Source organism: Variovorax paradoxus EPS (genome assembly GCF_000184745.1).
In the GTDB taxonomy this organism is placed as follows: Bacteria; Pseudomonadota; Gammaproteobacteria; order Burkholderiales; family Burkholderiaceae_C; genus Variovorax; species Variovorax paradoxus_C.
Map to the genome: position 1 here is coordinate 1,527,483 of NC_014931.1, position 23,586 is coordinate 1,551,068.

Annotated in this window: 23 protein-coding genes; 14 read left to right on the forward strand and 9 right to left on the reverse strand. The window is 65.0% G+C overall.

What is annotated here, in order from left to right; all coding sequences use genetic code 11:
• Nucleotides 1–22: 22 nt before the first annotated feature.
• Nucleotides 23–1,072 carry a bifunctional riboflavin kinase/FAD synthetase gene (locus tag VARPA_RS06845; protein ID WP_013539831.1) on the reverse strand — a complete coding sequence of 350 codons (1,050 nt, stop codon included), beginning with the start codon at nt 1,070–1,072 and terminating at the stop codon, nt 23–25.
• Nucleotides 1,073–1,239: 167 nt separating this feature from the next.
• Between VARPA_RS06845 and VARPA_RS06850 the strand changes: the two genes are divergently transcribed.
• On the forward strand, nt 1,240–1,800 hold the full coding sequence (locus VARPA_RS06850; protein WP_013539832.1) for an HNH endonuclease: 561 nt from the start codon (nt 1,240–1,242) through the stop codon (nt 1,798–1,800).
• A gap of 8 nt (nt 1,801–1,808) precedes the next feature.
• Here the strand turns inward: VARPA_RS06850 and VARPA_RS06855 are convergent, their stop codons facing one another.
• The 4 genes from VARPA_RS06855 to VARPA_RS06870 form a co-directional block, all read right to left on the reverse strand.
• Nucleotides 1,809–2,597, reverse strand: coding sequence for an enoyl-CoA hydratase (locus VARPA_RS06855; RefSeq protein WP_013539833.1), 789 nt, complete (start codon nt 2,595–2,597; stop codon nt 1,809–1,811).
• Between the two features lie 10 nt (nt 2,598–2,607).
• Nucleotides 2,608–3,972, reverse strand: a complete 1,365-nt coding sequence (locus VARPA_RS06860; RefSeq protein ID WP_013539834.1) for an alpha/beta fold hydrolase — start codon at nt 3,970–3,972, stop codon at nt 2,608–2,610.
• Between the two features lie 82 nt (nt 3,973–4,054).
• Nucleotides 4,055–5,170 (reverse strand): acyl-CoA dehydrogenase family protein, encoded by a 1,116-nt coding sequence (locus tag VARPA_RS06865; protein ID WP_013539835.1) that lies wholly within the window; start codon nt 5,168–5,170, stop codon nt 4,055–4,057.
• Between the two features lie 36 nt (nt 5,171–5,206).
• Nucleotides 5,207–6,388, reverse strand: a complete 1,182-nt coding sequence (locus VARPA_RS06870; protein ID WP_013539836.1) for an acyl-CoA dehydrogenase family protein — start codon at nt 6,386–6,388, stop codon at nt 5,207–5,209.
• A 231-nt stretch (nt 6,389–6,619) separates the two neighbouring features.
• Here VARPA_RS06870 and purN point away from each other — a divergent pair, with 231 nt between their 5' ends.
• Both purN and VARPA_RS06880 read left to right on the forward strand, forming a co-directional pair.
• A complete protein-coding gene (purN, locus tag VARPA_RS06875; protein WP_013539837.1) occupies nt 6,620–7,216 on the forward strand; it encodes a phosphoribosylglycinamide formyltransferase in 597 nt (198 codons plus the stop codon).
• A gap of 37 nt (nt 7,217–7,253) precedes the next feature.
• Complete coding sequence (locus tag VARPA_RS06880; RefSeq protein ID WP_013539838.1) at nt 7,254–7,586, forward strand: I78 family peptidase inhibitor; 333 nt, start codon at nt 7,254–7,256, stop codon at nt 7,584–7,586.
• A 20-nt stretch (nt 7,587–7,606) separates the two neighbouring features.
• On the opposite strand, the gene VARPA_RS06885 is transcribed toward VARPA_RS06880, so the two are convergent.
• The gene (locus tag VARPA_RS06885) at nt 7,607–7,840 is read right to left on the reverse strand and encodes a DUF1653 domain-containing protein (RefSeq protein WP_013539839.1); all 234 of its coding nucleotides are present in this window, start codon (nt 7,838–7,840) and stop codon (nt 7,607–7,609) included.
• 54 nt (nt 7,841–7,894) lie between these two features.
• On the opposite strand from VARPA_RS06885, the gene VARPA_RS06890 reads away from it, so the two are divergent.
• The 3 genes from VARPA_RS06890 (at nt 7,895) to VARPA_RS06900 (ending at nt 12,395) form a co-directional block, all read left to right on the forward strand.
• Nucleotides 7,895–9,748, forward strand: coding sequence for a M48 family metallopeptidase (locus tag VARPA_RS06890; RefSeq protein ID WP_013539840.1), 1,854 nt, complete (start codon nt 7,895–7,897; stop codon nt 9,746–9,748).
• Nucleotides 9,749–9,776: 28 nt separating this feature from the next.
• Nucleotides 9,777–11,048, forward strand: a complete 1,272-nt coding sequence (locus VARPA_RS06895) for an RsmB/NOP family class I SAM-dependent RNA methyltransferase (protein WP_013539841.1) — start codon at nt 9,777–9,779, stop codon at nt 11,046–11,048.
• A 132-nt stretch (nt 11,049–11,180) separates the two neighbouring features.
• Nucleotides 11,181–12,395 (forward strand): fatty acid desaturase, encoded by a 1,215-nt coding sequence (locus VARPA_RS06900; protein WP_013539842.1) that lies wholly within the window; start codon nt 11,181–11,183, stop codon nt 12,393–12,395.
• Nucleotides 12,396–12,543: 148 nt separating this feature from the next.
• On the opposite strand, the gene rpmG is transcribed toward VARPA_RS06900, so the two are convergent.
• The 3 genes from rpmG to trxB all read right to left on the reverse strand — a co-directional run bounded on the left by rpmG (nt 12,544) and on the right by trxB (nt 14,104).
• The gene (gene rpmG / locus VARPA_RS06905; RefSeq protein WP_007830291.1) at nt 12,544–12,717 is read right to left on the reverse strand and encodes a 50S ribosomal protein L33; all 174 of its coding nucleotides are present in this window, start codon (nt 12,715–12,717) and stop codon (nt 12,544–12,546) included.
• Between the two features lie 11 nt (nt 12,718–12,728).
• Complete coding sequence (gene rpmB / locus VARPA_RS06910; RefSeq protein WP_007830293.1) at nt 12,729–12,962, reverse strand: 50S ribosomal protein L28; 234 nt, start codon at nt 12,960–12,962, stop codon at nt 12,729–12,731.
• Nucleotides 12,963–13,144: 182 nt separating this feature from the next.
• Nucleotides 13,145–14,104, reverse strand: coding sequence for a thioredoxin-disulfide reductase (gene trxB, locus VARPA_RS06915; RefSeq protein ID WP_013539843.1), 960 nt, complete (start codon nt 14,102–14,104; stop codon nt 13,145–13,147).
• A gap of 181 nt (nt 14,105–14,285) precedes the next feature.
• On the opposite strand from trxB, the gene VARPA_RS06920 reads away from it, so the two are divergent.
• From VARPA_RS06920 to VARPA_RS06955, 8 genes are all read left to right on the forward strand, one after another.
• Entirely contained in the window at nt 14,286–14,960 is a 675-nt protein-coding gene (locus VARPA_RS06920; RefSeq protein ID WP_013539844.1) for a Crp/Fnr family transcriptional regulator, read from the forward strand.
• 94 nt (nt 14,961–15,054) lie between these two features.
• Nucleotides 15,055–17,478, forward strand: coding sequence for a DNA translocase FtsK (locus VARPA_RS06925; RefSeq protein ID WP_013539845.1), 2,424 nt, complete (start codon nt 15,055–15,057; stop codon nt 17,476–17,478).
• Between the two features lie 153 nt (nt 17,479–17,631).
• Nucleotides 17,632–18,264, forward strand: coding sequence for an outer membrane lipoprotein chaperone LolA (gene lolA, locus VARPA_RS06930; RefSeq protein WP_013539846.1), 633 nt, complete (start codon nt 17,632–17,634; stop codon nt 18,262–18,264).
• A 20-nt stretch (nt 18,265–18,284) separates the two neighbouring features.
• Nucleotides 18,285–19,577: a replication-associated recombination protein A gene (locus VARPA_RS06935; protein ID WP_013539847.1), complete on the forward strand. Its 1,293-nt coding sequence runs from the start codon at nt 18,285–18,287 to the stop codon at nt 19,575–19,577.
• 242 nt (nt 19,578–19,819) lie between these two features.
• Complete coding sequence (locus tag VARPA_RS06940; protein WP_013539848.1) at nt 19,820–20,749, forward strand: branched-chain amino acid ABC transporter permease; 930 nt, start codon at nt 19,820–19,822, stop codon at nt 20,747–20,749.
• A 10-nt stretch (nt 20,750–20,759) separates the two neighbouring features.
• Nucleotides 20,760–21,968, forward strand: coding sequence for a branched-chain amino acid ABC transporter permease (locus VARPA_RS06945; protein ID WP_013539849.1), 1,209 nt, complete (start codon nt 20,760–20,762; stop codon nt 21,966–21,968).
• A 17-nt stretch (nt 21,969–21,985) separates the two neighbouring features.
• Nucleotides 21,986–22,768: an ABC transporter ATP-binding protein gene (locus VARPA_RS06950; protein ID WP_013539850.1), complete on the forward strand. Its 783-nt coding sequence runs from the start codon at nt 21,986–21,988 to the stop codon at nt 22,766–22,768.
• 16 nt (nt 22,769–22,784) lie between these two features.
• Nucleotides 22,785–23,549, forward strand: coding sequence for an ABC transporter ATP-binding protein (locus VARPA_RS06955; RefSeq protein ID WP_013539851.1), 765 nt, complete (start codon nt 22,785–22,787; stop codon nt 23,547–23,549).
• Nucleotides 23,550–23,586 lie beyond the last annotated feature (37 nt).

Sequence of the window (23,586 nt, forward strand, 5' to 3'; positions counted from 1 at the left end):
CGGCAGCACGGGGCGTGCAGGGCTAAATTCGGTCGCGCGTGGTCTGGCGGTGGACTTCCGCGTGGTGTTGGGCGTGGGTCGATGCAAAGAACGCACGTGCGTCGCGCCCATCCTTGGCGATGCCCGCAGTGAGGGCCTCGAGGCTGGTGTAGCGCAATTCGTCGTGCAGTTTGTGCAGGAGTTCCACGCGGACGATTTTACCGTAGGCCCCTTCGGACCCCAGATGCGAGGGCCACTCCAGGCAGTGCGTCTCCAGCAGCACCCGTCCGGCGTTGACGTCGTTGGCGTCCAGCGAGGGGCGCACGCCGAGGTTGGCGACGCCCGGCAGCGGCTTGTCGGCCAGGCCATGCACCAGCACCGCGAAGATGCCGCTGGCCGCCGGTTTCCAGTGCTTGAAGCGCAGGTTGAGGGTGCGAAAGCCGTCGTCCTGGCCCGGCGCCGAGGCGCCCAGCGCACGGCCGAGCTTGCGGCCGTGGACCACGTGGCCCGAGATTGTGTAGGGCCGGCCGAGCAGCGTCTGGGCATCGGCCATCCGGCCTTCGGCGAGGGCCTCGCGCACTGCGGAGCTCGAAACCCGCAGGCCGTGCACCTCGTAGCTGTTCATGCGCGCCACGTCGAAGCCGCGCGCATCGCCGGCCGCGTCGAGCATGGCGTAGTCGCCGGCCCGCTTGGCGCCGAAGCGGAAGTCGTCGCCCACCAGCACATAGCGCGCGCGCAGGCCGTCGACCAGCACGTTCTGGATGAAATCCTCGGGCGATTGGGAGGCGAGCCGGCCGTCGAAGGGCAGCACGATGGTCTGCGCCACGCCGCAGGCCGCGAGCTCGCTGAGCTTGTCGCGCAGTGTGCCGATGCGGGCTGGCGCGAGGTCGGGCTTCTTGGTCAGGGCGGCGAAGTAGTCGCGCGGGTGCGGCTCGAAGGTCAGCACGCAACTGGGCAGCCCGCGCTGGCGGGCCTCGGTCTGCAGCAGCGCGAGCATGGCCTGGTGGCCACGGTGCACGCCGTCGAAATTTCCAATCGTGAGGGCGCAGGCAGGGGCTACGCCTGGGTGCCGGAAGCCGCGAAAAACCTGCATCGGTGAGTATCTTTTTGATAGCGCCTTTCGCCCGCCAATTGGGCGAATCAGGCCGATTTGTCACAAAGCCGGTATATTGTGACGCAGTGCGTTGCCTGGCGTGGGTCTCCGATGCACTCCGTGTCCCTGGTCTTTCCGTGTTCTCTCACTTTCTTGAGGAGGCGTGTGTGAAGGTCTTGAAGCTGTCGGCCCAAGGGCTGCCCCAGTCATGGATATCGCTCGAACAGGCGGTGATTCACTACGCGGCGGACGAAGTTCGCTGGGAAGTGGGTGCGCAGGTGGCGGTGTTTCGCGGCGGGCACAACGCTGTCACGGGCGAGCAGTCGCAGATTGCGATCAACAGCATCATCGGCACCAAAGGCGTGCCGCGCATCAATCCCTTCACCCAGCGCCCGGGCCTCACCAACAGCAAGCTGTTCTCGCGGGACCGCAATGTCTGCGCCTACTGCGGCGGGCATTTCCATGAAGACGAGCTCACGCGCGAGCACATCATTCCGTTTGCCCAGAAGGGCATCGACACCTGGATGAACGTGGTCACGGCCTGCAAACCGTGCAACCACCGCAAGAGCAGCCGCACGCCCGAGCAGGCGAACATGCCGCTGCTCTATGCGCCCTACGTGCCCAGCCTCTGGGAAGATTTCATTCTGCGAAACCGCCGCATCCTCGCGGACCAGATGGAATTCCTGATGGCGCACCTGCCGCAAAGCTCGCGGCTGCACGACACCTAGCTTGTTTTTCAGCGCGTCCAATCCGGCGGGCGCTTTTCGATGAAAGCCTGAACGCCTTCGAGGGCGCTCTCGTCCATCATGTTGCAGGCCATGGTCTGGCTGGCATCGGCCAGCGCGGCTTCGATGCCGGTTTCCAGCTGGCGGTAGAACAGGGCCTTGCCGAGCGCCAGTGCCTTGCGGGGCTTGGCGACGATGCTGGCGACCAGCGCCTCGACCGCGCCATCGAGTTCAGCCGGCACCGCCACCCGGTTGACCAATCCCTTCTCCCGTGCGTCCTCAGCACTGATGAATTCGCCCGTCACCAGCATCTCGAACGCTTCCTTGCGGCCAAGATTGCGCGAAAGCGTGACGCTCGGCGTGGCGCAGAACAGTCCCACGTTCACACCGCTGACGGCAAAGCGCGCCTCGCTCGAGGCCACGGCCAGGTCGCACACCGCGACCAGTTGGCATCCGGCAGCGGTCGCGATGCCGTGCACGCGTGCAATCACCGGCACGGGCAGCCGCTGGATCGACAGCATCATCGCGCCGCAGCGCTCGAACAGTTGCTGGTAGTAGCCGAGCGACGGCTCGGCGCGCATTTCCTTCAGGTCGTGCCCCGCGCAGAAAGCCTTGCCTTCGGCCGCGATGACGACGGCGCGCACGCTCTCGTCGGATGCGATATCGCCCAGCGCCGTTTCCAGCGCGCCGAGCATGCCTTCCGACAAGGCGTTGAAGGAAGCCGGGCGATTCAGTGTCAGCGTGACCACGCCGCGCGCGTCGCGTGTGTTCAGCACGAAAGGAGAGGTCGTGTCGTTCATGGCGTGATCCTCAATAGGTCAGTTCGAGCACCGTCACATGCTCCTTCACCGCCGGCCAGGTCAGGCCGGTGATGCGCTCTCCGTTGAATTCACCAGTGACCGCGCGCTGCGGCTCGCTCGCGGCGATGCGCAGCCTGGAACTCGACACGCCCGGGCCTTTGGGCGGCACCCCGGCCGGCAGGCTTTGTCCGTCGAAGCGCATCGTGTCGCGCTCCGCATCGAAATACCCCCGCGGCCGCGTGAAGACCACGACCACATTGGCGCTGCCGTCACTGGGCGTGATGCGCTCGGGTCGCAGGTTCACGACCCCGCTGCTGCGCGGAAACGGGCTGCGGTAGATGTGCGTGGTGCCGTAGCCGGGTGCGCTCAAGACGAACTCGTAAGCCGTGCCGCCGCGCGCGCTGAACGGACCCCAGCGGCCGTCGGCACCGATGTTCTTGCTGTGCACCGCATCGCCCTGCCGCACGCCCGTGGCCGGGTCGACGGCGTAGACGCGGAGTTGCCCGCCATTCAGCGAAAGGTTCTCCGCGCCGATCGCGCGGCCGTCGAGCACGACGTTGGTCTCGGCCGCCACCGCCGTGCTGCGCGGCGCCTGGCCGGTCAGGAACTGCCACGTCGCGGCAAACGCAGAGGGCGAGAACGAGGTCTCGCGATGATCGACGCGCGGCAGCACGACATTGGTCGCACCCTTGAGCGCCGGCCCCTCGAAGCCGATGTTGGTCGGCTTGCCAGGTGCGCCGATCCACACGCCGTCAGGCTGCGCGTACTTGTCGTTGTTGTCCGAGCGCAAGGTGAGCCACTTCACGCCGGGCGTGACCTCGTCGCCGTTCGCGCCCTTGGGCGCATTGAGCTGCTGCATGAAGCCCGAGAGGCCCGAGAACTCGTTGTTCTCACGGAAGCCCTTCACCGCCCATATGCCATGCGCCGGATTGCCGCCCAGCACCACATGGCTCACCACCGCTGCGCCGCCGCCGTTCTGCACGTAGTTGCGGATCGTGTTGCCGCCACGCGAGTTGCCGATCAGCACGACCTTGCTGGCGCCCGTGGCCTTCAGCACCTTGTCGACCTCGGCCTTCAGGAAGACGGCCGAATCCTTGGTCGAGCTGCGGCCGGGCTGGGCGACCGCGTCGTCGTCACGGGCGAGCGGGTTCGGCTGGTCGACGGCAAAGAGCCGGTCGCGCGGCCAGCCGTTCGATTCGAAGCGCCAGATCGTGGTCTGCCAGAGCGCCGCCGAATCGCCGTTGCCGTGCATGAAGACGATCGGCGGGCGTTCGGTGAACGAAGGCGATGGCGCTGTGGCGCAGGCGGTCAGCATGGCGGTCGATGCGAGCCCCAAGGTAAGGGGCAGTGCGAGGATGGTGCGGCGTGATTGCATGTTTCGTTCCTGGCGGGGTTCCAAGTGAAAACGCCCGCCGGCGCAAGGCGGGCGGGCGTTGGATGCTATGGGAAAACGGCTGTCAGGCGAAGACGCCGGCCGTGTCCTGCATGCGTGCCGACACTTCGCCCAGGTGGTGAAGCGTGTCGCCGAAGGTCATCTCCAGCTGGGTGAGTTTGCGGAAGTAGTGGCTGCCGATGTATTCGTCGGTCACGCCGATGCCGCCGTGCAGTTGCACCGAGTTGGCGGCCACGTAGCGCATCGACGTGCCCAACTGGTACTTGGCGCGCGCCAGCGCCTGGCGCCGTTCCTCGGCTGGGGCGTTGAGCTTGAGCGTCGCGTAGTAGCTCATCGAGCGCGCGAGTTCCAGCTGCATCTTCATGTCGGCGACGCGGTGGCGCAGCGCCTGGAAGGTGGAGATGGTCACGCCGAACTGCTTGCGCTGGTTCATGTAGTCGACGGTGAGAGCGACGGTCTTGTCCATCACGCCAACCGCTTCGGCGCAGGTGGCGGCGATGCCGACATCGACCGCGTATTCCAGCGCGGCCAGGCCGTCGGCCGTGACCAGCGTGGCGTCGGCCTTGTCGAACACCACCTCGGCCGCGCGGCCGCCGTCCTGCGTGCCGTAGCCGCGGGCCTCGACGCCGCTGGCGCTGCGCTCGACCAGGAAGAGGGCGATCTTGCCGTCCACCTTCGCCGGAACGATGTACGCATCGGCTTCGTCGCCCACGGGTACCACGCTCTTGGCGCCGGTCAGCGAGTAGCCGCTGCCCGACTTGGCCGCCGTGGCCTCGCACACGTCGAGGCGGTAGCGGGCTTTGCGCTCCTGGTAGGCCAGCACCACGATGGCCTGGCCGCCGGCGATGCGCGGCAGCCAGCTGTCCTTGGTGCCTGCGTCGGCGTAGCCGCTGAGCACAGCGCCGGCGATCAGCGTCTGCGCGAAGGGCTCCAGCACGATGCCGCGGCCCAGTTCTTCCATCACGACCATGCCGGCCACCGGGCCCATGCCCAGGCCGCCGTCGTCTTCGGCGATGTAGAGGCCGCCCAGGCCGAGTTCGGCCAGTTCGTCCCACGCCTCGCGCGAAAAACCGCCCTTGGCCTCGATGCCGCGACGGCGCTCGAAGTCATAGCCCTTGTCGACCCATTTGCGGACGGCGTCGCGCAGCTGTTCCTGGTCGTCGGTGAAATTGAAATCCATATTTATCTCCGTTCGTCCTGAGCTTGGTCGAAGGGCTCAGCCCAGGACCGTCTGCGCGACGATGTTGCGTTGCACTTCATTGCTGCCACCGTAGATCGTGGTCTTGCGCATGTTGAAGAAGGTCGATGCGAGCGGCGCGAGGGCCGGGTTGCCGCCCGGGAAGTTGCCCTGCCAGCCGGCTTCCATCGCTTCGCGGATGAGGGGCAGCGAATAGGGGCCGCCGGCCAGCATCATCAGTTCGCTGTAACGCTGCTGGATCTCGCTGCCGCGGATCTTGAGCAGGCCCGCGACGTCGAGGGAGTTCTTGCCCGAGGTGGCGGCCGAGAGCACGCGCAGCACCATCATCTCGAGCGCGACGATGTCGACCTCGAGCTTGGCGATCTCGTCGCGGAAGCGCGTGTCGTCGTAGACGCCTTCGCTCCTGGCGATGCGCTTGAGACGCTCGAGTTCGCGCTTGGCGCGGTTCACGTCGGCGATGTTGGTGCGCTCGTGCGAGAGCAGGTGCTTGGCGTAGGTCCAGCCCTTGTTCTCCTCGCCGATCAGGTTCTCGGCGGGTACTTCGACGTTGTCGAAGAACACTTCGTTGACTTCATGGCCGCCGTCCAGCAGCTTGATCGGGCGCACGGTGACGCCGGGCGACTTCATGTCGAGCAGGAGGAAGCTGATGCCCGTTTGCGGCTTGCCTTCGTTGCTGGTGCGCACGAGGTTGAACATCCAGTCGCCGTATTGGCCGAGCGTGGTCCAGGTCTTCTGGCCGTTGACGATGTACTTGTCGCCCTTGCGCTCGGCCTTGGTCTTGACGGAAGCCAGGTCGGAACCCGAACCGGGTTCGCTGTAGCCCTGGCTCCACCAGACTTCGCCGCTCGCGATGCCGGGGAGAAAGCGCTTTTGCTGCTCGGCGTTGCCGAAGGCCATGATCACCGGGGCGACCATCACGGGGCCGAAGGGCACGATGCGCGGCGCGCCGGCGAGGGCGGTTTCTTCCTCGAAGAGATGGCGCTGGATGGCGGTCCAGCCGGGACCGCCGAATTCGGTGGGCCATCCGTAGCCCAGCCAGCCCTTCTTTCCGAGGATCTTGGCCCAGCCTTGCAGATCGTCGCGCGTCAATTCGAGCGCGTTGTGCACCTTGTGCGAAATCTCCTGGGGGAGGTTGTCCTTGACCCATGCGCGAACTTCTTCGCGGAACTTCTGTTCTTCGGGTGTGAAGCTCAAATCCATGCGTGCCTCGCTGTGTTGATCGGTCCACCGCAGACGCGGTGTGTCTCCGGAGCTCCGAGTTTTAGCACGGTCGTGCTGCGATCCGGTGTCCGCGTTGCGACAAGCCGGGCATGTACCCCCCGGCTTTTCACTTCGCTTGGCTACGTGTAGTTCGCCACCCCCGAGGGGGAGGCCGGCTCGCCTTGGGGCGGCCCGGCGGCGGCCGCCGTACACGGATAATCCCGCCCTCCCATGAAGAACATCGTGATCCTGATTTCCGGCGGCGGCTCCAACATGGCGGCCATCGTGCGTGCCGCCGAGCGCGACCGCTGGGCCGCGCGCTTCGGCGCGCGCATCGCCGCCGTTGTCAGCAACAAAGCCGAGGCCGGAGGGTTGGCGCTCGCCAGGTCGCAGGGTATTGCCGCCGAAGTCGTCCCGCACAAGGAATTTCCGACGCGCGAGGCTTTCGACGAGGCACTGGCAAAGGTTGTCGACGCGCATTCGCCGGCCTTGGTCGTGCTGGCGGGGTTCATGCGCATCCTGACGCCGGGCTTCGTCGGGCGTTATGCGGGGCGGCTGGTGAACATCCATCCCTCGCTGCTGCCGGCTTTTCCGGGGCTCCATACGCATCAGCGCGCCATCGATGCGGGCTGCAAGGTGGCCGGTGTGACCGTGCACCAGGTCACCACCGAACTCGACCACGGACCGATCCTCGCGCAGGCCGTGGTGCCCGTGCTGCCCGACGACACCGCCGCCACGCTGGCGGGCAGGGTGCTGGCGCAGGAGCATCAGTTGTATCCACGCGCCATTGCCGGATGGCTTGCGGATACATCGAGTCACATTCGTTAATTTTGTTTATATTGGCAGGTTTTCGGGGGAGTACGAAGTGAGGAATAAATACCCAAACCTGCTGGCGACTGTCGCCGGCGCCGCTCTCGTGGCGGGCTGTGCAGCGTCGACACCGGCGCCCGCACCTGCCCCCGCTCCGGCGCCTGCCGCACGGACGGAGCCGGTCTATCAATGCAATGCCGACAGCGCCAAGTTCGCCGTCGGGCAGCCTCTGACGCCGCAGCTGGAAGCCGCGGCCCGCGCCCGGTCCGGCGCGGGGATAGTCCGCGTGCTGAAGCCGGGCGAGGCCGTCACCATGGAATTCAACGGCGGGCGGCTCAACCTCCATGTCGATGCGCGCAACCGCGTGACCGCGGTTGGCTGCGGCTGACCCGTGTCCCGCGAGCCCGGCTAGATCGGCGCGAACCTGCGCTGCACCACGCCTTCGATCTCGATCGTTTCGCCGAACATTGCCGCGGGGCGGACCCAGAGGCCTTGAGCCCCGTAAAGCGCGCGATACAGCGTCATGGGCTCCAGGGTTTCGCTGTGTCGCACGGTGCCCAGCACTTCGTATTCACCGCCCTTGTAGTGGCGATAGCGGCCTGGAGGCGTTTCGATCAGGGGTGGCAGGTTGTCGTCGTTCAACGGGAGCTTCTTTCTTTTTAAAAAACGGTCGGTGCTTGATTTGACGGGAGTCGAATGGATCGCGCGAATTTTGTTCACCTGGTTCGACTGAGCGAGCATGCCAGTGCCGACAACAGCGCGCGCTACCGGCGCGGCGTGGCGGCGTTTGCCGCACTCGGCTATCTCTGGGTGCTGGGCTGCCTCGGGCTCTCGGTGGGCATCATCGCGTGGGTAGTCTCGTCGTTCGGGCGTGAGCGCTTCAGCGTGTCGCGCGGCTGGCTGCTGGTGTTTGCGCTGGGGCTGCTCTGGGCCACGGTGCGCGCACTCTGGGTGCGCTTCGACGAGCCGGAGGGCAAGGAACTCTTTCGGGAGGATGCGCCGGCGCTCTTCGAGGCGCTGGACCGCATCCGCAGCAAGATCAAGGGCCCGCCGGTCCACCGCGTCTTCCTTGATGACGATTTCAACGCCAGCATTCGCCAGGTGCCGCGCTTCGGGCTGTTCGGCGGCGCAGTCAATTCGCTCAGCATCGGCCTGCCTCTTTTGATGATGCTGAACCGGCAGCGGCTGCTGTCGGTGCTGGCGCACGAGTACGGCCACTTGCGTGGCAACCACGGCAAGCTGAGTGCCTGGATCTACCGCACACGGCTTTCCTGGCTCAAGCTGGACGCGAGCCTGCAGAGCGACGAAGGCGTGATGGCGCTGGTGTCGCACGCCTTTTTCCGCTGGTACTTCCCGCGCTTCGCGGCGAAGACTTTCGCGCTGGCCCGGCAGGACGAGTACGAGGCCGACCGCATCTCGGGCCGGCTGCTGGGCACCGCGGTGGCGGCTGCCGCGCTGACCGAGATCGCGATCAAGGGCAACTGGTACGCCAACGGGTTCTGGCCCTCGCACTGGGCTCGCGCCGAGCTGGAGCCGCAAGCCCCGGGGCCCTTTGCCGCCCTGCGCAAGTTCGCGCACGTGCCGCCGAGCGACGATTTCGCCCGCCAGGCGCTGCGCGAGGCGATGCGCCGCGTCAGCGATCTGGACGATACGCATCCGGTGCTGCGCGACCGGCTGGAAGCGCTGGGGCAGAAGGCGGCCTTGCCGCCGTGGTCGGAGCGGCCGGCGCTCGATCTGCTGGCCGACAGCGCGAAATGGATCGGGCATTTCGACAACCAGTGGCGCCGTGCCCACGCCAGCGACTGGAAGCAGCATCACGCGCACCGCGCGCGCATCCGCGAACGCATCACGGTGCTGGCGGCACGGGGTGAGCGGAACACGCCCGACGAGATGGTCGAGTGGGCTGATTCGGAGCGCCGACTCGATCCGGCAGCGCCGGTGCGCGTGCGTTACGAGAGCGCGCTGCGCATCGCGCCGGAGCACCCGGGTGCATTGCGCGGGCTGGTCCAGATGCTGCCCGTGAGCGACCGCGCCGGCCGGCTCGCCGTGCTCGAGCGGCTGCACCACTCGGGCGCTGCCAGCCGCTGGTGGGCCGCCAAGAGCGCTGTCGCCTCGCTGGAAGACGCCGATGCCGGGCCTCATGACGAGGAGGCACTGAAGCTTTGGCGCGGCCGGCTCAAGGAGGCGGAGGAGGCCGAGGCGCGCGCTTGGGAGGAAATCACCGAGACGCCGTTCTTCAGCCAGATCGGGCGGCACGACCTGAACGACCACGAACTGGGTGAGTTGAAGGCGGATTTCGTTCGCTGCCTGCCCATGTCGCGGGCCTGGCTTGTGCGCAAGAACCTGCGCGAATTTCCGTGGCGTCGCGCCTACATCGTTTTCGTCGAACTGCCGGGGCTGGACGACGACGACCGCTGGCAGCTATGCCGCCAACTGGAGCAGACGCTGACGCTGCCGGGCGCTGCGCTGGTGCTCTGGGCCGGTCACTCGCCCACGCTGGCTGACATTGAGCAGCATGCTTTCGGGGCGGTCTGGACGCGCGAGGCGTAGCACAGCGGGCGCCTGAGACAATCGGGGGATGCACCCCAAAGCCCTGTTGGAGGCCACCGCCGATCTGGTGGGCCTTGTCCTGAAATTCGATCACCCGGCCGACCAGGTCGTTTCCCGCTTCTTTCGCGACCACCGCGAGTTCGGCCCGCGCGAGCGCGCCACGCTGGCAGAGACCGTCTACACCGTGCTTCGCAAGAAGCTGCTGTTCGACCACCTCTCACCTTCTGGCAGCGGGTCGAAGGAGCGCCGCATGGCGATCCTCGGCTTTCATGGCCCGCGCGATTTTCTGAAGAGCGCGCTCAACGACACGGAGAAGCGCTGGCTCGACAACTGCGATGCGGTCAAGCCGGAAGACCTGCTGGAACGCCATCGCCACAACCTGCCGGAATGGCTGGTGGCGCCGCTCAAGACTCAACTCGGCGACGGGTTCTGGCCGCTGGTCGAGAGCCTGCAGCAGCCGGCGCCGCTCGATCTGCGCGTGAACGCACTGACCGACAAGCGTGCGGAGGTGAAGGCGGAGCTTGCGAAGGCTGCTATCAAATCTGAAGTGACTCCGTTCTCGCCTTGGGGCTTGCGCATCGAAGGCAAGCCGGCGCTGACCAAGCTGGACGCGTTCGCTCGCGGCGCTGTCGAGGTGCAGGACGAGGGTTCCCAACTTCTCGCGTTGCTGCTGGACGCCAAGCGCGGTGAGATGGTGGTCGATTTCTGCGCCGGGGCGGGGGGCAAGACCCTGGCCGTCGGTGCCACGATGCGAAATACAGGGCGTCTCTACGCCTTCGATACCTCGGCGCACCGGCTCGATGCGCTCAAGCCACGGCTGGCGCGCAGCAAGCTGTCGAACGTTCACCCGGCTGCCATCGCCCATGAACGGGACGACCGGATCAAGCGGTTGGCAGGCAAGATCGACCGGGTGCTGGTCGACGCGCCGTGCTCCGGGCTCGGCACGCTGCGGCGCAATCCGGACCTGAAATGGCGCCAATCGCCTAAATCGGTGGAGGAATTGACGGTCAAGCAGACGGCCATCCTGCAAAGCGCGGCCCGGCTTGTGAAGTCGGGCGGCCGGCTGGTTTATGCCACCTGCAGCGTGCTGCCTGAGGAAAACGAGGCCATCGCCGAGGCTTTTAGTGCCGCGAATCCCGATTTCGAACCCGTGGACGCCGCGGAACTGCTGCAAGGGCTCAAAGTGGAGGGTTTCGAGGCACTTTGCGCTGGTGGGGCGGACGGCAGGCGTTATCTGCGCCTGTGGCCGCATCGCCATTCGACCGACGGTTTCTTCGCAGCCGTGTGGAACCGCAAATAGGGGCGGGACTCCAAACTAGGGTTAATCAGCGATTTTCTTGAAGGGTAAACGGCCTTGTTTTGGGCCGGCCCCTTTAAAATCGCGGGTTAGCTTAAGGCTGCACCTTCGTGTGGCTATGGAGTACCTGACTCAATGTTGCTTCCTGACTCTGCCGTTCTCAATGCGGCCATCCAATGGCTCGGACACGGCTTGTGGGACCTCACTTGGTGGCAAGTCGTGCTGTACACGCTCGTCACCACGCACATCACGATTGCCGCGGTCACGATTTTCCTGCACCGCACGCAAACGCACCGGGCCATGGATCTGGGCCCGATCCCCTCGCATTTTTTCCGCTTCTGGCTGTGGCTCGGCACCGGCATGGTGACCAAGGAATGGGTCGCCATTCACCGCAAGCACCACGCCAAGTGCGAAACCCAGGAAGATCCGCACAGTCCGCAGGTCAAGGGCATCGACGAGGTGTTCTGGCGCGGTGCAGAGCTGTATCGCAAGGAATCGAAGAACAAGGACACGATCGATCGTTACGGCCACGGCACGCCCGATGACTGGATCGAGCGCAACCTCTATTCGCGCTACAGCTGGCAAGGTGTGGGCCTGATGCTGGTGATCAACCTGGCGCTGTTCGGCACGCTCGGCATGGCCGTGTGGGCAGTCCAGATGCTTTGGATTCCGATTACCGCCGCCGGCATCATCAACGGCATCGGTCACTACTGGGGTTACCGCAACTTCGAGGCGCCCGATGCCAGCCGCAACATCACGCCCTGGGGCCTGATCATCGGTGGCGAAGAGCTGCACAACAATCACCACACCTACCCGACGTCGGCCAAGTTCTCGGTCAAGAAATACGAGTTCGACATCGGCTGGGTCTACATCCAGGCGATGCAGGCCATCGGCTGGGCCAAGGTCAAGAAGGTGCCGCCGAAGATGCAGATGGGCGATATCCAGCCCGTGGCCAACGAGAAGACGCTCGAGGCTGTCATAGCCAATCGCTACGAAGTCATGGCTGGCTATGCGCGCGAAATGCGCCGTGCTACCAGTGAAGAACTGGCTCAGTTGAAGACCAAGGGTGCCGACCTGTCGGTGCTCAAGGCAGCCAAGCGCTGGCTGCACCGTGACGACGACAAGGTGCCCGCATCCGCTCGCACGCATATCGTGCAGGCTCGCGCAGCCCATCCGGTGCTCGACAAGATGGTGACGATGCGCGAAGAGTTGCGCCAGCTTTGGCTGAACACCTCGCAGTCGCGCGAGCAACTGGCGGCCGACCTTGCTGCTTGGTGCCACCGTGCGGAAGCGAGTGGTATTGCTGGTCTGCGCGAGTTCTCCACGCGTCTGCGTTCTGCTCGCGCTTGAGCTAACTGGCGCAGCATCTCACGCCTCGATAAAAACCGGCCGGAGGGCCGGTTTTTTTACGCCTGCCCCCAAGCAAGCGTCAGAACGACAGGCAACAAAAAACCCGCTGGGTAAGCAGCGGGTTTTTATTTGGAAAACCAGGACTGAATTACTTCAGCTTAATTTCCTTGTATTCGACATGCTTGCGCGCCTTCGGGTCGAACTTCATGATCGACATCTTTTCAGGCATCGTCTTCTTGTTCTTGCTGGTCGTGTAGAAGTGGCCGGTACCCGCGGTGGATTCCAGCTTGATCTTTTCGCGTCCGCCTTTGCTCGTTGCCATGATTCAGCTCCTTAAGCTTGGCCGCGTGCGCGCAGGTCTGCGAGCACGGCGTCGATACCGTTCTTGTCGATCAGGCGCAGTGCAGCGCTCGAAACGCGCAGGCGAACCCAGCGGTTTTCAGTCTCGACCCAGAAACGGCGGTATTGCAGGTTCGGCAGGAACCGGCGCTTGGTTTTGTTGTTGGCGTGGGAAACATTGTTTCCGACCATCGGGCCTTTGCCCGTTACGTCGCATACGCGTGCCATGTGGACACTCTTTCTTGAACAGCTGGCACCGGCGCAATCGTGGCGATTGCAGGTGTTTTGCAGCTTGACCTCGCCAGAAACGGGTGGCGGTACCCCGGCTTTGCCTGAATGCGTTGAGCCCCCGTGAGAGGGCCCCGTTTCGGCAAAGCCTCGGATTATAGCCCTTTTGGGCTGCCCCGGATTTAGAGCGTGCCGTCCTGCTCAAGGAAGCGCTGCGCATCCAGCGCTGCCATGCAGCCCGTACCTGCGCTTGTGATGGCCTGGCGATAGACGTTGTCCTGCACGTCGCCCGCGGCGAAGACGCCCGGAATGCTGGTCATCGTCGCAAAGCCCTGCAGGCCCGAGCGGGTCAGGATGTAGTTGTCCTTCATCTCCAGTTGGCCCTGGAAAATATCGGTGTTGGGGTGGTGCCCGATGGCGATGAAGCAGCCCTTGAGATCGATCTGCTCGGTCTCGCCAGTCTGGGTGTTCTTGATGCGGATGCCGGTCACACCGGTGCCGTCGCCCAGCACCTCGTCGAGTTCGTTATGCAGCTTCAGCACGATCTTGCCCTCGGCGACCTTTTCCTTGACCTTGTCGATCAGGATCGGCTCCGCGCGGAACTTGTCGCGACGGTGCACCAGCGTGACCTTGTTCGCGATGTTGGCCAGGTACAGCGCTTCCTCGACAGCGGTGTTGCCGCCGCCGATCACGCAGACTTCCTGCTCGCGGTAGAAAAAGCCGTCGCAGGTTGCGCAAGCGGAGACGCCGCGGCCCATGAACTTCTCTTCGGAATCGAGGCCCAGGTATTTGGCGGATGCGCCTGTTGCAATGATCAGCGAATCGCAGGTGTAGGTGCCGCTGTCACCGGTCAGGGTGAACGGGCGCTTGCTCAGGTCGACCTTGTTGATGTGATCGAAAACGATCTGCGTCTTGAACCGTTCGGCATGCTCGAGAAAGCGCTGCATCAACTCCGGGCCCTGCACGCCATGCACGTCGGCGGGCCAGTTGTCGACCTCGGTGGTGGTCATCAATTGCCCGCCCTGGGCAATGCCTGTGATGAGCAAGGGCTGAAGATTTGCGCGGGCTGCATAGACGGCCGCGGTATAGCCGGCTGGGCCGGAGCCGAGAATCAAAACCTTGGCGTGTTGGGGAGCGGACATGGATGGAAAGCCTAGGATATACGCTGCATCAGCGTGTACATTTTCAGGGTGGTAGCGATATATATGGAGTATCACCGCCCGGTTCAACACCGGGTGCACGGTGTTTTCAATGCGCGCGATTGTAGTAATCCATTGGCTTGCCTCCTGGACCAACTCCGCGTGCTGTCTCAGGGATTGATAAATGTCGATGCTGTCCAACCTTGAATTGCTTCGGCGCGTTCCTTTGTTCGCGTCGTTGACGGCCACGCAGTCCGCAAGCATCGCGGACGCGATCATCAAGAAGCGCTTCAAGCGTGCTGAAGTCGTCGTGGAGCAGGGCAAGAAGTCCGATGCGCTCTACATCATCCTCACCGGCCGTGCCCGCGTGACCAGCGCCGACAGCCGGGGCCGCGAGGTCATTCTGGCCACGCTGCACCCCGGCGACTACCTCGGTGAAATGAGCCTGATCGACGACGAGCCTCACTCGGCCACGGTGCGCACCGAAATCCAGTGCGACGTCCTCATGCTCGGCCGCGATGCGTTTGCGCGCTGCTTGCCCGAGAACTCCTCGATGGCCTACAACATCATGCGCGGCCTGGTGCAGCGCCTGCGCCACGCCGACCGGAAGATCGAGTCGCTGGCGCTGATGGACGTGTACGGCCGCGTGGCCCGCTCGCTGCTCGAATTCGCCGTTGACGACGGCGCCGGCAATCTCAAGGTGCGCGACAAGATTTCCCGTCAGGACCTGGCAAAGATGGTCGGCGCCTCGCGCGAAATGGTGAGCCGCGTGATGAAGGATCTGGAAGAGCGCGGCTTCGTTCAAACCTTGGACGACGGCGCGATGATCGTCAAGGAACGGCTGCTGACGCTCACCTGAGCATCCGGGCCGGGCGCCTCTGGCGGCGCCGGCCTTTTGTTGTAGTGTTCGGGCGTCCGGCCTCCGATTTTCAGTGCCGGCTGCCGTGTTTTTCATGACCTATTCGCTCAATACGCTTCAATCCTCTTCCGCCGCCGATGGGCAACCCGTGCGCGTGCGCGCCATGCGCTTCGCCCACGAGATCACGCTGATCGCCGGATTCGCGGCGCTGTTGTTCTGGCTGCTCGCAATGCTGAGCTTCACGCCCTCCGACGCCGCCTGGTCGACCTCCGGCACCGGTGGCGAAATCAAGAACTGGGGCGGCCGCATCGGCGCCTGGCTGGCCGATGGCAGCTACTACGCGGCCGGCTACTCCGTCTGGTGGTGCCTCGCAGCCGGCCTGCGTGCCTGGCTGTCTTCACTGGCCAATTGGCTGCGCGGCGGTGAAGCCGCACCGGCCGAGCAGCCACCTCGCGGCCGCTTCAACCGCAGCCGCCTTGCGTTCTGGTTTGGCCTCATCCTGCTGCTGTGCGCAAGCACCATGCTCGAATGGTCGCGCTTGTACCGGCTCGAATCGCACCTGCCGGGCTCGGGCGGCGGTGCGCTCGGCTATCTCGTGGGGCCGGCCAGCGTTCGATGGATGGGCTTCACCGGCTCCGCGCTGGTCGCCATTGCCGGTGGCGTGATCGGCTCGGCGCTGGTCTTCCGGTTCTCGTGGAGCCTGATTGCCGAGCGCATCGGTGCTCGCGCCTATTCGCTCTTCGAGTCGCGCCGTGAAAAGCGTGAAATGGCCGCCGACATCGCCATGGGCAAGCAGGCCGCGCGCGAACGGGCCGAAGCCGACGAGCCTTCGTTCACGCGCGACGAGCCAGGCGGCAAGGGCAGTGGGCCCGCCATGGCCACCGATTTCCCCGACGACGAAGAGATCCTCATCGAACCGCGTCCCAAGCGCCGCCCGCCGTCGCCGCCGGTGCAGATCGAGCCCGCGATGACCGAGGTGCCCCGAAGCGATCGCGTCGTCAAGGAGCGCCAGAAGCCGCTCTTCAAGGAACTCCCCGACAGCAAGCTGCCGCAGGTCGACCTGCTCGACGCGGCGCTCGTGCGCCAGGAAACCGTCTCTGCAGACACGCTCGAGATGACCTCGCGCATGATCGAGAAGAAGCTCAAGGACTTCGGCGTCGAGGTGCGCGTGGTGCTCGCCTCACCGGGCCCGGTGATCACGCGCTACGAAATCGAGCCCGCCACCGGCGTCAAGGGCTCGCAGATCCTGGGCCTCGCCAAGGACCTCGCGCGTTCGCTCTCGCTGGTGTCGATCCGCGTGGTCGAGACCATCCCGGGCAAGAACTACATGGCGCTCGAGTTGCCGAACGCCAAGCGCCAGTCGATCAAGCTCAGCGAAATCCTGGGCTCGCAGATCTACAACGAAGGCAAGTCGATGCTCACCATGGGCCTCGGCAAGGACATCATCGGCAACCCCGTGGTGGCCGACCTCGCGAAGATGCCGCACGTGCTGGTGGCCGGCACCACCGGCTCGGGCAAGTCGGTCGGTATCAACGCGATGATCCTGTCGCTGCTCTACAAGGCCGAGGCGCGCGACGTCCGGCTCTTGATGATCGACCCGAAGATGCTCGAAATGTCGGTCTACGAAGGTATTCCGCATCTGCTGGCGCCCGTGGTCACCGACATGCGCCAGGCCGCGCACGGCCTGAACTGGTGCGTGGCCGAGATGGAGCGCCGCTACAAGCTCATGAGCAAGCTCGGCGTGCGCAACCTGGCCGGCTACAACACCAAGATCGACGAAGCCAAGGCGCGCGAGGAGTTCATCTACAACCCCTTCAGCCTCACGCCCGACGATCCGGAGCCGCTCAAGCGCGAGCCGCACATCGTGGTGATCATCGACGAGCTGGCCGACCTGATGATGGTGGTCGGCAAGAAGATCGAAGAGCTCATTGCCCGCCTCGCGCAGAAGGCGCGCGCAGCCGGCATCCACCTGATTCTGGCCACGCAGCGGCCCAGCGTGGACGTGATCACCGGCCTCATCAAGGCCAACATCCCCACGCGCATCGCGTTCTCGGTGGGCTCCAAGATCGACAGCCGCACCATCCTCGACCAGATGGGTGCCGAGGCGCTGCTCGGCATGGGCGACATGCTCTACATGGCCAGCGGCAGCGGCCTGCCGATCCGCGTGCACGGCGCCTTCGTGAGCGACGAGGAAGTGCACCGCGTGGTGGCTTACCTCAAGAGCCAGGGCGAGCCCGACTACATCGAAGGCGTGCTCGAAGGCGGCACTGTCGACGGCGACGGTGACGGCGACCTGCTCGGCGGCGGCGATGCCGAAAAAGATCCGATGTACGACCAGGCGGTCGAGGTCGTGCTCAAGAATCGCAAGGCCAGCATCTCGCTGGTGCAGCGCCACCTGAAGATCGGCTACAACCGCGCCGCGCGCCTCGTCGAAGACATGGAAAAGGCAGGCTTGGTCAGCGCCATGAGCGGCAGCGGCCAGCGCGAGATCCTAGTGCCGGCGCGCGCCGCGGAGTAATTCGCGGGCGTTGAGTTCTCAATTGGTTACGTGCTGAAAGCCAATTTGCAGAAGTGCCGATTGGAATTGCAAATCTTCATGCACGCCTACAACTGGCGCAATTCGCGGCGCGTAGGCTGAAGCTCCGTGCCATAGCTATTCGAGGAATCCAAATTGAAATTGCGTCATTGGCTGTTGATCGGCCTTCTCTGTTCCGCCAACGCTTGGGCCGGCGGCCTTGAAAGCCTCGAGACCTTCGTGAAGACGGTCAAATCCGGCCGCGCCGAATTCACCCAGACCGTGACCGCGCCCTCGCGTGAAGGCCAGCCCGGCCGCGTGAAGACATCGACCGGCACCTTCGAATTCCAGCGCCCCGGCAAATTCAAGTTCGACTACCGCAAGCCCTTCGCCCAGAGCATCGTGGCCGACGGCAAGACGCTTTGGCTCTACGACGCCGACCTGAACCAGGTCACGCAGCGAGCCCAGGCGCAGGCACTCGGCTCCACGCCCGCCGCGCTGATTGCCGCGGCTCCAGACCTGCGTGCACTGCAAGCCGACTTCGCGCTCGAAGCCGCGCCCGAGCGCGACGGCCTCGAATGGGTCAAGGCCACCCCCAAGAACAAGGACGGCCAACTGCAAAGCGTGCTGGTCGGCTTCCAGGGCGATGCATTGGCGGCGCTCGAAATCCTCGACAGCTTCGGCCAGCGCTCGGTGCTCAAGTTCAGCAAGGTCGAAGTGAATCCTTCGCTTCCGGCCAGCGTGTTCGACTTCAAGGCGCCAGCAGGCGCCGACGTCGTCAAGCAGTAATTAATCAATCGCCGCCAGGTTTGGCCACCAGCTCCCACCAACCCCTTGCCGAGCGTCTTCGTCCGAAGACGCTCGGCGAAGTGATCGGCCAGCAGCACCTGCTCGGCCCGGGCATGTCGCTGCGCATCGCCTTCGAGTCGGGCCAGCCGCATTCCTGCATCCTCTGGGGGCCGCCGGGCACCGGCAAGACCACCATCGCGCGCCTGATGGCCGATGCCTTCGATGCGCAGTTCCTCAGCATCAGCGCGGTGCTGGGCGGCGTGAAGGACATCCGCGAGGCCGTCGAGCGCGCCACGGCCGCGCGCGACGGGCTGGAGCAGCGGCGCACCATCGTCTTCGTTGACGAGGTGCATCGCTTCAACAAGAGCCAGCAGGACGCGTTCCTGCCGCACGTGGAATCCGGGCTTTTCACCTTCATCGGCGCGACCACCGAGAACCCTTCGTTCGAGGTCAATTCGGCCTTGCTGTCGCGGGCCGCGGTGTATGTGCTGCAACCGCTTACAGAGGGCGACCTCGAGCAGATCGTCGCCAAGGCGCAGTCGATCCAGGCGGTACCGGCCATCGACGAGACGGCCATCGATCGTCTTGTCGCCTATGCCGACGGCGATGCGCGCCGCCTGCTCAACACGCTCGAGACACTGGCCGTCGCGGCCCGGGCCGAGAAGCTCGCGAACATCAGCGACGAATGGCTGCTGCGCGTGCTCGGCGAGCGCATGCGGCGCTACGACAAGGGCGGCGAGCAGTTCTACGACACCATCAGCGCGCTGCACAAGTCGGTGCGCGGCAGCGATCCCGATGCCGCGCTCTACTGGTTCGTGCGCATGCTCGACGGCGGTGCCGATCCGCGCTACATGGCGCGCCGTCTCGTGCGCATGGCGAGCGAAGACATCGGCCTGGCCGACCCGCGCGCGCTGCGCCTGGCGCTCGATGCAGCCGAGGTCTACGAGCGGCTGGGCACGCCCGAGGGTGAACTGGCGCTGGCCGAATGCGTGGTCTATCTCGCGATCGCGCCCAAGTCGAACGCGGTCTACAAGGCCTACAACGCGGTGCGCGCCCTCATCAAGAAGGACAGCACGCGTCCGGTGCCGATGCACCTGCGCAATGCGCCCACCAAGCTCATGAAAGAGCTCGACTACGGCAAGGGCTACCGCTACGCGCACGACGAGGAGGGCGGTTTCGCCGCCGGTGAAAACTACCTTCCCGAGGGGCTGGAGGGCCAGGTTTTCTACGAGCCCGTGGAGCGCGGCCTGGAGATCCGCATTGGCGAAAAGCTGCGCGAACTGCGCCGCCTGAACACCGAAAAAGACGGCTGACACCCTCGGGCAACCGCTCTGCCACGCCGTGCATGAACTTACGCCCATACAGCATGGCGTGAGCGGGTAAACCCCGGTCGCTGCGCACCAAATCAGCGCTGGTGCTTGCTTACAATCCCGCCCACAAATCCGCCTGCGACACATGCTGGCTGGTTTTTTGCTTGTCCAGCCAAGGGCGCCAAACCGGTGCCACGGTGGGTGAATGGCACCCCGCAACGGTGCAACACATAGGAAATCGCGTTATGGAAATATTGCTGCAGCAGATCATCAACGGTCTGGTTCTCGGCAGCATGTATGCCTTGATAGCCTTGGGCTACACCATGGTGTACGGCATCATCAACCTCATCAATTTCGCGCACGGAGAAGTGCTGATGGTGGGGGCTCTCACAAGCTGGACCATCATCGGACTCATGAAGGACGGCATGCCCAACACACCGGGCTGGCTCGTTCTTCTCATCGCATTGATCATTGCCTGCATCGTTGCAGCCACGCTCAATTTCGTGATCGAGAAGGTGGCCTACCGGCCGCTGCGCAACAGCCCGAAGCTCGCGCCGCTCATCACCGCCATCGGCATGTCGATCCTGCTGCAGACGCTGGCGATGATCATCTGGAAGCCGACCAACAAGGCCTACCCGAACCTCTTGCCCACCGACCCCATCCACGTGGGCGGTGCCGTGATCTCGCCCACGCAGGTCATGATCCTGAGCGTCACGGCGTTCTCGCTCGTGGTGCTGATGTGGCTGGTCAATTACACGAAGCTCGGCCGCGCGATGCGCGCCACCGCGGAGAACCCGCGCGTCGCCGCGCTCATGGGCATCCGCCCCGACATGGTCATCTCGGCCACCTTCATCATCGGCGCCGTGCTCGCGGCCATCGCCGGTGTGATGTACGCATCGAACTACGGCATCGCGCAGCACGCGATGGGCTTCCTGCCCGGCCTGAAGGCCTTCACAGCGGCGGTGTTCGGCGGCATCGGCAACCTGGCCGGCGCGGTGGTCGGCGGCATCCTGCTGGGTCTCATAGAGGCCATCGGCTCCGGCTACATCGGCACCCTCACGGGTGGCGTACTGGGCAGCAACTACAGCGACATCTTCGCGTTCATCGTGCTGATCGTCATGCTCACCCTGCGACCGTCGGGCCTGCTCGGCGAACGCGTGGCGGACCGTGCGTAAGGAGGCCGACATGAAGAACAGCAAAAACCTCGCTCTTTACGTCATCGGCGCCATTGCGGTGCTCGCGCTGCCGCTGCTGCTGCAGATGCAGGGCAACGCCTGGGTGCGCATCGCCGACATCGCTCTGCTCTACGTGCTGCTGGCCTTGGGCCTCAACATCGTGGTCGGCTACGCCGGCCTGCTCGACCTGGGCTACGTGGCCTTCTTCGCGGTGGGCGCGTACCTCTTCGCGCTCATGGGTTCCTCGCACCTGACCGAGACCTTCCCGTGGTTCGCGCAGATGTTCCCGAACGGGCTGCACACCTCGCTGCTCATCGTGATTCCGCTCGCGCTCGTGGTGGCCGGCGTACTCGGCGTGCTGCTCGGCGCGCCCACGCTCAAGCTGCGCGGCGACTACCTCGCGATCGTCACGCTCGGCTTCGGCGAAATCATCCGCGTGTTCTTGAACAACTTGGACCAGCCGGTGAACATCACCAACGGTCCCAAGGGCATCACGGCCATCGACTCGATCAAGTTCTGGGGCCTCGACCTCGGCAAGGCCTGGAAGTTCGACGGCTTCACGATCTCGTCGGTGTCGCTGTACTACTACCTGTTCCTGGCGTTGGTGATCGCCACCATCATCATTTCGCACCGCCTGCAGGTCTCGCGCATCGGCCGCGCCTGGATGGCCATCCGCGAAGATGAAATTGCTGCCAAGGCGATGGGCATCAACACCCGCAACATGAAGCTGCTGGCCTTCGGCATGGGCGCGAGCTTCGGCGGCGTTTCGGGTGCGATGTTCGCGGCCTTCCAAGGCTTCGTGTCGCCCGAGTCCTTCAGCCTGATGGAGTCGGTGATGATCGTGGCCATGGTCGTGCTGGGCGGCATCGGACACCTGCCCGGCGTCATCCTCGGCGCGGTGCTGCTGGCTGCGTTGCCCGAAGTGCTGCGCTACGTGGCCGGCCCGCTGCAGTCGCTGACCGACGGGCGCCTCGATGCATCCATCCTGCGCCAGCTCTTCATCGCGCTCGCCATGATCGTCATCATGCTGATGCGCCCACGCGGCCTCTGGCCGTCGCCCGAGCACGGCAAGACACTGGCCCGCAAGGGCGGCGTGCCGGTCGACCCGGCCCATGCGGCGGTCGCTCCCGGCTCGCTGCAGACCCACGCGCCGGGCATCGATAGCCCAGCCGACGAATTGCCCGGCGGTGCCGAGCGTCCCATGTCGATCAATCCGTGAGCCGAGGAGAAACAGACATGACGACCACCACAACTGACACCATCCTCGACGTTCGCGGCATCTCCAAGCGCTTCGGCGGCCTGCAGGCCCTCTCCGACGTCGGTATCACCATCAAGCGCGGCCAGGTCTATGGCCTCATTGGCCCGAACGGCGCCGGCAAGACCACCTTCTTCAACGTGATCACCGGGCTCTACACGCCCGACAGCGGCACCTTCGAGCTGGCCGGCAAGCCCTACCAGCCGACGGCCGTGCACGAAGTGGCCAAGGCCGGCATTGCGCGCACCTTCCAGAACATCCGCCTCTTCGCCGAAATGACGGCGCTCGAGAACGTGATGGTCGGCCGCCACATCCGCACCCACTCGGGCGTGTTCGGCGCGATGCTGCGCACCGGCAGCTTCAAGGCCGAGGAAAAGGCTATCGCCGACCGCGCGCACGAGTTGCTCGACTACGTGGGCATCGGCAAGTTCGCCGACTACAAGGCGCGCACGCTGAGCTACGGCGACCAGCGGCGCCTCGAGATTGCCCGCGCGCTGGCCACCGACCCGCAGCTCATCGCGCTGGACGAACCCGCCGCCGGCATGAACTCGACCGAAAAAGTGCTGCTGCGCGAGCTGATCGACCGCATCCGCAAGGACGACCGCACCATCCTGATCATCGAACACGACGTCAAGCTCATCATGGGCCTGTGCGATCGTGTGACCGTGCTCGACTACGGCAAGCAGATTGCCGAGGGCACGCCGGCCGACGTGCAGAAGAACGAAAAAGTGATCGAGGCTTACCTCGGAACGGGGGGGCATTGAAATGAGCACAGCAACGATGACGAGCGAAGAAGAAACCCGCGCCACCGCGGTGCAGGTCAAGGCCGCTGGCAAGACGCTGCTCAAGGTCAGCGGCCTGAAGGTCGGCTACGGCGGCATCCAGGCCGTCAAGGGCGTGGACTTCGAGGTGCGCGAGGGCGAGCTGGTCTCGCTGATCGGCTCCAACGGCGCCGGCAAGACGACCACCATGAAGGCCATCACCGGCACGCTGCCGGCGGGCGCGGGCAGCATCGAATTCCTGGGCCGCAGCATCAAGGGCCGCGGCGCCTGGGACCTCGTGGGCGAGGGCCTCGTGATGGTGCCCGAAGGCCGCGGCGTCTTCACGCGCATGACGATCACCGAGAACCTGCAGATCGGCGCCTACATCCGCAGCGACAAGGCCGGCATCGCGAGCGACATGGAACGCGTGTTCGTCACCTTCCCGCGCCTTCGCGAACGCAAGGACCAGCTCGCCGGCACGATGTCGGGCGGCGAACAGCAGATGCTCGCCATGGGCCGCGCGCTGATGGCGCGCCCCAAGGTGCTGCTGCTCGATGAACCCACCATGGGCCTGTCGCCGATCATGTGCGACAAGATCTTCGAGGTGGTGCAGACCGTCGCCGCGCAGGGCGTGACGATCCTGCTGGTGGAGCAGAACGCGAATCGCGCGCTGCAACTGGCCGACCGTGGCTATGTGATGGAGTCGGGGCTCATCACGATGGACGGCGACGCCAAGGAACTGCTGCGCGATCCGCGCGTTCGCGCCGCTTACCTGGGCGAATAACCGGCGGCGGCCCTTGATGGCCGCTTGCGCTTGAGCA